An 11,464-nucleotide genomic window follows, 5' to 3' on the forward strand; every position below is an offset into this window, starting at 1 on the left:
GCCCGCGCCCGCCGGGCCGCCCACAGCGCCCGGGACGCCGCCCGGACCGTCGGCCCAGCCCTCGTGGGCTTCGGGGCCGCCGGCCCCGCCAGGCCCGCCCGGCGCCCCCACGGCCGCCGAGTCGGGCCCCGAGCGCACCCGTCAGCAGCCGATGCCCGACGCGCCGCCCGAGGGCGGTCCGGGGCAGCCGCGGCAGCCCGCGCAGCCGCTGGACCTGCTGGCGCAGCTCACCAACACCCCGCCGCCGGCCCCGACTCCGCTGCGCACCCTCACCCGGCGGGTGAAGATCTGGACGCCGCTGGTGCTGCTGCTCGCGGTGGTCTTCGTCGTCGTCCAGGCCGTGCGCCCGCTGCCGGGTCCAGAACTGTCGATGACGGCCGCCGACAGCTACGCGTTCCAGGGCTCCGAGCCGTCCATGCCCTGGCCCTCGGAGGGCCAGGCGGTGCTGGAGGTCGATGGCCTCGGCTCGCTCGGCTCGTACGGCAAGCCGAAGCCGACGCCGATCGCGAGCGTCGCCAAGGTGATGACCGCCTACGTGATCCTGCGCGACCACCCGTTCAAGAAGGGCAGCAAGGGCGCGGACATCCCCGTTGACCAGAAGGCCGAGGACCAGGCGGCCCTCAGCGCCCAGAACGAGTCGACGGTCGAGGTCAAGGCCGGTCAGAAGATCTCGCAGCGCGAAGCGCTGGACGCGCTGATGATCGCGTCCGCGAACAACGTGGCGCGCCTGCTGGCGCGCTGGGACGCGGGTTCGGAGCAGGCGTTCGTGAAGAAGATGAACGCCGCCGCCAAGGACATCGGCATGACCAACTCGCGCTACACCGACCCCAGCGGTCTGACGGCCTCGACGGTCAGCACCGCGGCCGACCAGGTGAAGCTCGCCAAGAAGGTCATGGACTTCCCGGTCTTCCGCGAGATCGTGCGGCAGCCCTCCTACGTGGACGGCAACGGGAAGACCCAGCCCAACTGGAACCGGCTCGTCCCCCTCGATGGCGTCGTCGGCATCAAGACCGGCACCACCACCAAGGCGGGTGGCAACCTGGTCTTCGCGGCGGAGAAGGAGATCAACGGCACCAAGCAGTTGATAATCGGCGCCATGCTCGGCCAGTACCAGCCCTCGATCCTGGACACGGTGCTCGGCAACAGCAAGAAGCTGATCGACGCCGCCCAGGACGTGCTCAGGTCCCGGAAGGTCGTCACGAAGGGCGACGTCGTCGGCTACGTCGATGACCAACTGGGCGGCAAGACGCCCGTGGTCGCCACCAGGGACGTCTCCGCCGTCGGCTGGTCCGGGCTCAAGGTGAAGCTGGGCCTCACCGACAAGGGCAAGTCCATCCCGGACGAGGCCAAGGCCGGTACCAAGGTGGGGACCTTGACCGTCGGGGACGGGCCCGGTCAGGTGAAGGTGCCCGTCGCCCTCCAGGACGACCTCACCGAGCCCGGCTTCGGGGCGAAGCTGACCCGCGTCGGCTGAGCACCGGCCGGACGCGCAATCGAGTGCCGGCCGAGCACACCGGCCGAACGCGCAACCGAGTGTCGGCCGAACTGGCCGGCCGAACGCGAACCGAGCGTGGGCCGCGCGCCGGACGAGTACGGCGGACCGGTGCCCGCCGGTCGCGGCCCCGCCCCTCTCCCCTGGCGCAAAAGCCTCCGGGAGCCAGGGGCGGGGCCGACCGGCGGGCACCGGTCCGGTAACGTCTTGCGGATCTGAGTGACCGAGCCGCACGGGGACGGGGAGAAAGCGCAGTGGCCACTGTGCGTCCACCGCAGATGCCGGCGTCCGGGACCGACGCCGGTTCAGGTGACATAACGGAACGCCCGGGCAAGAACCGTGCCACGGGCGGCGTCCGCGCGTCCGTGCCCGGTCAGCGCCCGCCCTCCGAGGAAGCCACGGAAGAGACCGACCCGGCCGGTGGCGGCGGTACGGAGGACGGGGGCCGCAAGGCCGGACGCTGGCAGGGGCGCTCCCGCCCGTTCCTCGTGGCCGCGCTCGCCATGGTGGCGGCCACGGTGCTGCACCTGGTCTGGTTCCGGTTCTTCGCCAGCAGCGGCGGCGACCTCGCCGCACAGGATGCCTGGGCCGAGTTCGCCGGACAGCACCCCGGATCCGCCTACAACCTCGCCTGGTACGGCGGATTGCACCCCGTCTCCTACAGCGTGATCTCGCCGTATCTGATGGCCGTCCTCGGGGTGCGCTCGACGCTGATCCTCTCCGGGGTCCTCTCGGCCGGGCTGCTGTCGCTGCTGCTGGCGCGCACCGTACCCAAACCGGTGATCCCCTCGCTGTGGGGCGCCGTCGCCTTCGCGTGCAACGCCGCCTCCGGGCGGGTCACCTTCGCGCTGGGCATGGTCTTCGCGCTCGGCGCCGTCGCCGTGGTATGGACCTGGCCCAAGCGCTGGCGCGGCCCCCGAGCGAGCCGCCAGGCGCGGTACACGCGCGCCGCGCTGGCCATCTTGCTGGCCGCCCTGGCGACCGCCGCCAGCCCCGTGGCCGGGCTCTACCTGGAAGTGGTCGCCGCCTCGCTGCTGCTGGCCCGGCGACGGGCCGCCGCGTTCTCGGTGGCGGTGCCGCCGCCGCTCGTGGTGGTGGCCAGCATGCTGCTCTTCCCGTTCCAGGGCGTGCAGCCGATGCCGTTCGTCTCGCTGATCTTCCCCGTGCTGGGGGCCGTAGCGGTCGTGCTCCTCGTCCCCAGGACGTGGGTGGCCGTCCGGGTCGGCGGCGCCATCTACGCGCTGGGCATCCTGCTCACCTGGGCGATCCCCTCGCAGGTCGGCTCCAACGTGGAACGGCTCGGCCTGCTGTTCGGGGCGGTCGCGCTGCTGGCCGCGGCCCCGGTCGTGGTCGGGAGCGGCTGGCGCGCCTGGCGGTCCCGCAAGGGCCTGGCGATGGTGCTCGCGCTGATCGTGACGGTCGGCTGGCAGATCGCCAAGCCCACCTGGGACGTGATCCACACGACGCCCGACGCGGCCTGGAACCGCGAACTCGGCCCGCTGATCCACCAGCTCAAGAAGGTGGACGCGCACCGCGCCCGCGTCGAGGTCGTCCCCGTCAACAGCCACCGCGAAGCGTCCTCACTGGCCCCGTACGTCAACCTCGCGCGCGGCTGGAACCGGCAGGCCGACACGGAGCGCAACCCGCTCTTCTACGAGAAGCGGCTCTCGCCCGAGCGCTACCACGAGTGGCTGCGCCGCTGGGCCGTCCACTACGTCGTGCTCCCCGCCGATCCGCCCGACATCGCCGGCGGCATCGCCGAGGCCCGCCTGGTGCGCGAGGGGCAGCCGTACCTGAAAGAGATCTGGTCCGACGAGAGCTGGCGGCTCTTCCGCGTGGACGACGCCGTGCCGCTGGTGGACGGCTCGGCCTCCGTCGAACAGGCCGACGCCGAGGGCGTCACGGTGCGGGTGCGGGAGGCGGACAAGGTACTCGTACGAGTGCCGTACTCGCCGTGGCTCGGGCTCGTGGACAAGGACGGGGAGCGCATCGCGCCACCCTCGCCCAAGGGGGAGAACGTGCACGGCTGCCTGCGCGAGGCCGCGCCCACGTTCGGCGGACCGCCACCGGAGGGCAAGGACGAGCCGGTGCTGGACACCTGGACCGTGCTGGACGCCCCCCGCGCCGGCGTCTACCGCATCGCGGCCCCCTACAAACTGCCGCGCGGCACGGCCTGTCCCGACGACGACAGCCACGGCGACGGTCAGGGCGACGGCGGCAGCGGCCGGGACGGCGGCAAGAGCGGCCCGGACACGAAGCGCTGAGGCCCACCGGGCCCGGGAGAGGTCCGGGCCCGGAGAGCTCCGGGCCCGGCGGCGTCGTCGGGTGACCGGCGGACCGGAGCTACTGCTCCTCGGCTCCCGTACGGCCGCCCGAACCGTAGGGCCGGGTCAGCAGCTCCAGCACGTGGCCGTCGGGGTCGAGCCAGTACACGCCCCGGCCTCCGTCCCGGTGGTTGATCTCGCCCGGGCGCGAGAGGTCCGGGCCGGGGTAGTACGTCAGCCCGGCCTCCTTGATCCGGCCGAAGGCGGCGTCGAATTCCTCGTCGGACACCAGGAACGCGTAGTGCTGCGCCACGATGGGCCGTTCCCCGGAGTCGGCGAAATCGAGCGTGACGTCGTTGGCCAGCGGCACCGGCAGAAACGGGCCGAACTGCGGTTTCACGTCGAGGTCAAGCAGCCCGGCGAGGAATTCGGCCGACCGCTTCTTGTCGGTGGCGTGCACGATCGTGTGGTTGAGGTGGATCGGCATGGCGGTATCTCCTCTGGCTCGGCGTGTCCGGACCGGTCACCGGGTTCAACTCCCGGTCGGCAGAGAGAATTTCACCCGGCGGCCGGGACCTTGGTCGTACGACCCGCCGGAGGGCGGCCGGGCGGAGCACGACGAGCCGGGGCGGATCAGCCTTCGAGCGCTGCCGGGTCCATCCACATGACCTCCCAGATGTGGCCGTCCGGGTCACGGAAGCTGCGGCCGTACATCGAGCCGTGGTCCTGCGGGTCCGCGTGGGGGGAGGCCCCGTTGGCGAGTGCGCGGTCCGCCAGTTCATCGACGCCCTCCCGGGTGTCGGCCGAGAGCGCCACGATCACCTCGGACGAGCGCGCGGTGTCGGTGATGTCCTTCTTCGAGAAGGACTGGAAGAACGGTTCGACCAGCAGCATCACGAAGATGTCCGCACTGACGATCATGCACGTGGCATTCTCGTCCGTGAACTGAGGGTTGAACTCGAAGCCCAGGGTGGTGAAGAAGTCTGTGCTGCGGTTCAGGTTCTCGACCGGCAGGTTGACGAAGATCTTTCTGGACATGTGCGGCCTCATCTCTGGTGGTATGCCACGACTTGGTGTGGCTTCGTTCTCCATGGGCGGTGAAATCCTTACAGGAAGAGAGACCCGGCGCGGGACGGAAACTCATCGCCCGCCGCGAGATTTCTTCCCGCTGCTTCGCCGGGGGCATCGCCAGGCGGCGGCGGCCCCAGCTGCCCCGCGGCCCGGTCACCCGGTCGCCGCACGGTGACGGCGGGCGCGAAGGGCAAGGGGCGAGGGGGCCGATGGCGGCATGGCTCTGGATGACTCTGGGGGCCTTCGCCGCGGCGGCAGTGCGCTCAGCCGCCCGCGGCTTCGCTCGCGGCATCCAGTGCGAGCCGCCAGGGGAAGGCATCCGGTCTGCCTCTGCCCGGCTCGTTGGGCTCGAAGCCGCCCGGCCCGTACAGCACCCGCACCCCCACCTCCCGCAAGGTGGCGAGGGAGCGGCCGAACTGGGGGTGGCGCGCGTAGGCGGCGTTCACGCACGGCATCGCGACCAGCGGGATCCCCTTGCCGATCGCCTCGGAGGCGAAGCCGACCACGAACTTGTCGGTGAGGCCCTGCGCCCACTGGTTGACCGTGTTGAACGTCGCCGGAGCCACCAGCGCGACCGTGGCCGGGGGCCAGGCATCCGGTTCGCCGGGCAGCTTGTAGCCGGAGCGCACCGGATGCCGTGAGAAACGCTCCAGGGAGCGCAATTCGTCCTTCATCCAGTGCGCGGCGGTCGGCGTGAGGCCCACGCACACGTCCCAGCCGTCGCGCTGGGCCTCGACGACGATGTCGGCCGTCTGGAGGACGGGAGGAGCTGCGGAGCCGAGCAGATACAGGACGCGAGAGGCCATACCGGCATCCCACCACAGGCCACTGACACCGCCGCCCCGTGCCCGTTGTCGCCCCGTCACCGCCGCCCTCCCCTCATCCCGTGCGAGGTCTTCCCCGCCATCCCGCGCGAGCGGCCCTGCCACGCCGGGCCGCCTTCGCGCAACCCCATGGAATCCGTTCGGGTGGCGCTCCCCGCTCGGCGGTCCTCGCGTGAGAACGCCGCGCATACGGTTCCCAGCGTCGAGATGGCCGGGTGCCCACGGCCGTGGAGGTCACCGCCGGGGAGCGGGGCCGAAAGCGGCGAGGCCGAGGGGGACGGCCGGGGCACGGAACGGAACGGAGTCCCGGATGCGCGGGCTGCAAGACGAACACGCGGGCGTCCGGATCGCCCACCAGCGCAAGCTGGCCGGGCTCACCCAACGCGGCATGGCCGCCCAGCTCCCCTTCTCCTACAGCCTGTTGCGCCAGGTGGAGGAGGGACGCAAGAACGCCTCGCCCGACCTCGTGTCGGCGGTCGCCCGCCTCCTGCGCATCGATGTGACGGTGCTGACGGGCCAGCCGTACGTCACGGAGCTGCAACAGGACAAGCTCGCCACGCTCATCCGCCCCATCCGCGAAGCGCTGGACCTCTACGACCTGATGGACGGCCACGGGCCCGACCCGCGTACCGCCGCCGAACTCGCCGCCGAAGCCGACGAGTTGTGCCGTATGGTCCGTGCCACGCAGCTCAGCAGGGCGTCGCACGCGCTGCCCCCGCTCATCGCCGAGGTCACCACCGCCGTCCACCGCGCACCTACCACACCGCTGTGGCAGACCCTGGGCTCCGCGTACCGCACCGCCCACGACATCGCCACCAAGCTCGGCTTCTACGACCTGGCCACCATCGCCCTCGACCGGCTCGGCTGGGCGGCGGAACGCGGCTCCGACCCGCTGCTGGCCGCCGTACGCCAGTACATGCGCGCTCTGGCCTACTTCCGTGAGGGCGAACACAGTATCGGCCTGCGCCTGATCGACACCGGGCACCGCGCGGCAGGCCAGGCCGACCAGGAGGCGCGGGAAACCCTCGCCGTGCGCGGTCAGTTGCACCTGGGCGCCGGTGTCATCGCGGCCCGCGCCCACGACGGCGACGCGGTAGCGGCCCACCTGCGCGAGGCCGCCTCCTACGCGGAGCGCACCGGCGAGGCGGGGCGTATCCACTGGCTCAGCTTCGGCCCCGCCAACGTCGCCGTGCACGAGGTCTCGGCCCAGGTGGAGATGCGCCGCTACGGCAAGGCCCTGGAGAAGTCCAGGGACGTACTCCTGCCGCACGGCTGGGCGATGTCGCGGCGCGCGCACTTCTACGTGGACCGGGCGCGCGCCGAGATGGAGACGGGCCGCAGCGACGCGGCGCTCGGCTCGCTGATGACGGCGCGCAAACTGGCACCCCAGCAGACCCGTTACCACCCCGGCGCCCGCGAAACCATCAACGGCCTGGTGGCCCAGCGCCGCCGCACCCCGGACACGCTCGACAACCTGGCGGCGTGGCTGGGCCGTTGAGCCGCGCGGTCACGTGGGGCGCGCGGTTGCGTGGGCCGCGTAGCCGCGCGGTCACGTGGGCGGCGCGCTCACGGGGGCCGCGCAGGCGCGGTCGCGGGCGCGGTCTGGGCGCGGAGTGTCACTCAATGGTGACACTTAGCGGCTTTTCGTACCCGCACGCTGGTCACACATCAGGACACGTGAAGACCCGGGAGAAACCATGACCGTGTGGTGGCCGCTGCCGACGGGCCTGGACGCCGTGTTGTTGCCCGCCGGGGCGTGGTGGGACGCCGTGCGGGTGCCCACGTATCTGGGCGAGGGCGTACTGGCCAGGCTGGGCCCCGCGTCCGGCGCCGTCATCCGTGACCCGTACGGCAGCAGGCTCTACTGGCTGATCGAGCCGGGCAGCGCCCAGAAGTGGGTTTTCTGCGAGTTCGCCTCGGTGCAGGTGCTGGGCTCCGGGTGCTGGGTGACGGTCCCGCCCGGCGATCGCCGCACACCACCGGGCCCGCACTGGGCCATTCCCTGCACCCCCACCACCTCCCTCACCCCCTCCAGCCACCTGCACGCCGCACTCCACACGACGATCGCCCAGACGCTGGGCCCCAGGCAGGGCACGGCGAGCTGACCCCGCCCGGCGGGGCGGGGTGCGGCGAGACGAGTGGGTGGGGACGCCGGAAACGGCGCCCCCACCCGATGTCGCGACGGGCCGGCCGGACAGCGTCAGCTCACTCAGTCACTCGGCACTCGGCACTCGGTCAGTTGACGGCGACCTTGTGCAGCAGGTCGTTCATTCCGCTGCTCGCCTCCCAGGTGTCCTCGTCGGCCAGCCGGATCGCGTAGTCGGCGCGGTCGCGAAGGCGCGGATCGGGGAGGTTCAGGAGCAGCGAGTAGGTGCCGCGGGCCAGGTCGGCCGGCAGCTTCACCGTCTCGTCGAGTGTGGTCGTGGCACCGGGCTCCCAGGTGCGGGGACGGCTGTCGAGAGCCAGGCGGTGGGTCTTCCCGGTGGCGTCGTCGCGCAGCACCAGTTCGACGTCACGCGGGCTGACGGGCGAGGCCCAGCCGTCGTTCCTGACGCTGATCTTGACGGGCAGGGGCCCGCCGGGCGTCGCCGTGTCCGGGTAGCTGCCCTTTTCCAGGGCGAAGCGGTAGCCGAGGCGCCGGGTGATCTCGTCCCAGCAGCCGCCGCTCTTCCAGTCGGCGAGGACGCCGGTGTGGTAGTCGGCATTCAGATACGACCAGTGGAAGCCGGACAGTTCCTCCAGTGCGGTGGGACAGCTGGAACGGGGCGGATTCTGGCCGCAGGTCTCACCGCCCATGGGCACGTAACGCGTTCCGGAGGAGAGGTACGGGTATTCCACCGCGGTGTCCTCATAAGTGCCGAAGTCGTCCGGGCTCGCGAGGAAACAGTCATTGTGATGCCCCAGACGAGCACGCGCGGACCCGCCGTACGCCTGCGAGGGCGGCAGCGGATCGGGGGAGTACAGGGTGCGCTTGAACTTGGGGGTGCGCAGCTGCACCGTGCGGTCCTTCGGCAGAATGCTGAGGATTTTGTCCACGACCTCTTTGCGATTGGCCCAGTCGGCCTCACTGACGGACCCGGCATTGCCGAAGTTCTGCGTGTAGTACCACTCGCCCCAGGCGCCGATGAAACCCGCCTGCATGAATTCGATGACGTCACTGGTGTCCCGCAGAACGGGGGCGAGCTGATCCAGGCGGGCCAGCCCCCGGCCCTTGGGCGCGTCGTCCCCGTCGGCGGACGTCGTGCACGCGAAACGCAGCACCGTCTCCAGCCCGGCACCCCGCACCGTGGCGAGCTGCTCCCGCAGTTGGGCGAGGGGGCCTGGCCGATGGGACCCGACTTGAACTCCGCGAGGTAGAAGACGCACATCACCTGCGATATGCCCTGGTTGTCGCGGTAGTCCGCGAGCGCGGCGGGGGAGAAGCCATTCTTGTCGCAGTCACCGGTGGGGTGGTAAAGACCCGTTCGGGATTGGTGAAATTCGCCGAAGACGGCGTATACGTCACCTACCCCGCTCTACCGCTGCCGACCGAAACACGATCGCGCGCCGCATAGGCCGCCGCGCTGGCGCCGAACAAGGCGGCCAGGAGCGCTGAAACGAGGACGACTCCGCCCGGGAATCTACCGGAGGATCTCACCATGACACTCTCCTGTTCCGGCCCGGGCCCTTTCCCGACCCCGACCGCGGAAGTGGGGGCACGCCGGCCCGCGAGACGGCGCCGTCCCAGGGGAGAGAGAGCAGGACGAACATCCCGCCGAAACCGGCGAATTCGGCCTCAGCGTAGACGCCGGGCCCACCAGAGAAACCCACCGAGTTCGATCCCGCCCGCTTTGCGCCCGCTACTCGGGATCCGGACCCGGCGCACGGCGCCTTCGTGCCGGACGGCACCAGGGCGCATGGCGGTCGGGACGGTTCCGCCGGCAGCGGAAGGGATGAAAGGAAGGGGCGGCGGGCCGGAGGGGCAGAGGGGGAGGACGGGGCCCCGACCGCGATGAACCTGGAAACGACGAAGGGCCAGATCAGCGGATCACCCCCGACCTGGCCCCTCACCTCTTCGTGCTGTGCCCCCGGCGGGGCACAGCGCAGATGGGAAACGAAAGAACGCCGTGTGCGGGCTGGGTGCTCTGGTGGTCATTGAGGGGACGTACAGGCTTACGGGCGCTTGAACTATGCGGCTCAGGGCGCGTGCGCGAGGTCAACGGCCGCTATTGCGATCCTGTAGGGGCGATGAGGACGCCCGTCTTCTGGGGGGGCGAATCGACGGAGTCGACGGGTTGCTACCCATCCCAGGGGTAATGAGGACGCCCTCGGCATGGAGGCTGACCACGGCGTCGTACTGTTGTTACCCATTGCAGGGCGATGAGGGCCCGATGCCGGAGGCGGTCTGGGAGTGCGGCCACACGTTGCTACCCCTCGCAGGGGCGATGAGGGCGTGACGACACCGGCCGCACGCGGGCCGTGGTCGTGGGGTTGCTACCCTCGCAGGGGCGATGAGGGCGCCGCACACAACGGACCCGAAAGCACCGTCATCTCCGGGCTTGCCCAGGACGGTCGGGCGGGTGGTGGCCGTCTGGACGACAAAGTCCTCGTCGTCACGATTGAGAAGGCGGGGACGGCCTCCCGCCCAGCGAGGGTTCAGGCAGACGAGCCCGATCTCGTTAAACTTGTGGATCACGTCGCGGACGGTGTCCTCGTCCGCCTGGACCAGCCGGGCTATGACCGGGACTGTGCTGCCACCGGCCGAAGCCAGCAGCATCATCGCCCGCCGCAACCGGACCGAACTCGTGCTACCCCGCCGGACGATGTGCTGGAGTTTCTGCCCTTCCTGCTCGATCAGCCCGCGAACCCGGACGGGTTTCGCCATCCCTCCTCCCCACTGGTCTGGCCGAAAGCATTTCCACCCAGCACCACGAACAACCCGGCGAACGTTCCCGGCCACGGCACTAGACGCAGGCCCGCATGCGGCTCAGGGCGTAGGGCTGTGACCACTCGTGAGTTCGCCATCGGCTGTTCAAAGGACGGTCGGTCCCCTTCTAGAGTGAGGGGGACGACCGCGTCCCAAGTCACGGAAGTGCGTTTCCCGTGGCCGCCACGGAGCCCTTCGAGGAAGCTGGCTGTGGTGACGCGGAAGGCGCTGGAGATTCTGGACGCCGGATGGTGAGGAGTGCATAGGCGCTGAGGACGAGGGTGAGGGTGAAGAGACGTTGTGGCGGTGGGCGAGCGAAACTCGGGTTCGGGCGTTGAGCCCGGTAGCAGGCGGCGTGGCAGGCTGGTGGGTGACGACGTATGGGGCCGTAGCGGCCCGGCCAGCCACCGCCCGCGTCGAACGCGGCCTGGGCACCATGACGATGCCTTCGGCCATGACGGGCACGGGTCCCGGTTCGTGCCGGTTCCGAGGCGTGTAGCCGGGAACCTTGCGGCGAAGGGTGTTCCGCCGGCAGTGGAGGCAGTGAGCCTTTTCCAACCTCAGTTTGTGCTGGTCAGGTGGAGGGTGAGGACGGCTTGGACGAGGCTGGTGATGCGGATGGTGGAGCATCGCAGCTTGCGCAGAAGCCGCCAGAGTGGCCATGGCCTGCTCGACGAGCGCGCGGATCTTTGCGTGTGAGCGGTTGACGGCCTGCTGACCTGCGGACAGGGTCTCCCAACGGCCCCAATAGGGCACCCGTATGGTGCCGTCGGCGCCGCCGTAGCCCTTGTCGGCCCAGCACTTCACTCCTGTCTCGGCCAGGGCGTCGATGATGCCGTGTGTTCGTGCGGCCTTGATGTCGTGGACTGCTCCGGGCAGCGCGGGCGAGGCCCACAGCAGCCGGCCG

At 70.8% G+C, this 11,464-nt stretch carries 7 protein-coding genes and 3 pseudogenes; 4 read left to right on the forward strand and 6 right to left on the reverse strand.

Annotated elements, in window-relative coordinates; translation table 11 throughout:
* Positions 1 to 1,474: pseudogene (locus ABD339_RS33085) on the forward strand (D-alanyl-D-alanine carboxypeptidase); the annotation flags it as partial.
* Between the two features lie 272 nt (positions 1,475 to 1,746).
* Entirely contained in the window at positions 1,747 to 3,756 is a 2,010-nt protein-coding gene (locus ABD339_RS33090) for an MFS transporter (RefSeq protein WP_344570883.1), read from the forward strand.
* A 79-nt stretch (positions 3,757 to 3,835) separates the two neighbouring features.
* Here the strand turns inward: ABD339_RS33090 and ABD339_RS33095 are convergent, their stop codons facing one another.
* The 3 genes from ABD339_RS33095 to ABD339_RS33105 all read right to left on the reverse strand — a co-directional run bounded on the left by ABD339_RS33095 (position 3,836) and on the right by ABD339_RS33105 (position 5,633).
* Positions 3,836 to 4,243 (reverse strand): VOC family protein, encoded by a 408-nt coding sequence (locus tag ABD339_RS33095; protein WP_344570884.1) that lies wholly within the window; start codon positions 4,241 to 4,243, stop codon positions 3,836 to 3,838.
* Positions 4,244 to 4,389: 146 nt separating this feature from the next.
* On the reverse strand, positions 4,390 to 4,794 hold the full coding sequence (locus tag ABD339_RS33100; RefSeq protein WP_344570885.1) for a VOC family protein: 405 nt from the start codon (positions 4,792 to 4,794) through the stop codon (positions 4,390 to 4,392).
* 296 nt (positions 4,795 to 5,090) lie between these two features.
* Positions 5,091 to 5,633, reverse strand: coding sequence for a flavoprotein (locus ABD339_RS33105; RefSeq protein WP_344570886.1), 543 nt, complete (start codon positions 5,631 to 5,633; stop codon positions 5,091 to 5,093).
* A 328-nt stretch (positions 5,634 to 5,961) separates the two neighbouring features.
* Between ABD339_RS33105 and ABD339_RS33110 the strand changes: the two genes are divergently transcribed.
* Together ABD339_RS33110 and ABD339_RS33115 are read left to right on the forward strand one after the other, a co-directional pair.
* The gene (locus ABD339_RS33110; RefSeq protein WP_344570887.1) at positions 5,962 to 7,149 is read left to right on the forward strand and encodes a helix-turn-helix domain-containing protein; all 1,188 of its coding nucleotides are present in this window, start codon (positions 5,962 to 5,964) and stop codon (positions 7,147 to 7,149) included.
* Between the two features lie 199 nt (positions 7,150 to 7,348).
* Positions 7,349 to 7,756: a hypothetical protein gene (locus tag ABD339_RS33115; protein WP_344570888.1), complete on the forward strand. Its 408-nt coding sequence runs from the start codon at positions 7,349 to 7,351 to the stop codon at positions 7,754 to 7,756.
* 130 nt (positions 7,757 to 7,886) lie between these two features.
* Here the strand turns inward: ABD339_RS33115 and ABD339_RS33120 are convergent, their stop codons facing one another.
* The 3 genes and pseudogenes from ABD339_RS33120 to ABD339_RS33130 form a co-directional block, all read right to left on the reverse strand.
* Positions 7,887 to 9,017: a DUF4832 domain-containing protein gene (locus tag ABD339_RS33120; protein WP_344570889.1), complete on the reverse strand. Its 1,131-nt coding sequence runs from the start codon at positions 9,015 to 9,017 to the stop codon at positions 7,887 to 7,889.
* Positions 9,018 to 10,185: 1,168 nt separating this feature from the next.
* Positions 10,186 to 10,515: pseudogene (locus tag ABD339_RS33125) on the reverse strand (helix-turn-helix domain-containing protein); the annotation flags it as partial.
* 602 nt (positions 10,516 to 11,117) lie between these two features.
* Positions 11,118 to 11,464 (reverse strand): annotated as a pseudogene (locus ABD339_RS33130) (transposase family protein); the annotation flags it as partial.

This window comes from Streptomyces axinellae (assembly GCF_039532135.1).
Classification (GTDB): Bacteria; Actinomycetota; Actinomycetes; order Streptomycetales; family Streptomycetaceae; genus Streptomyces; species Streptomyces axinellae.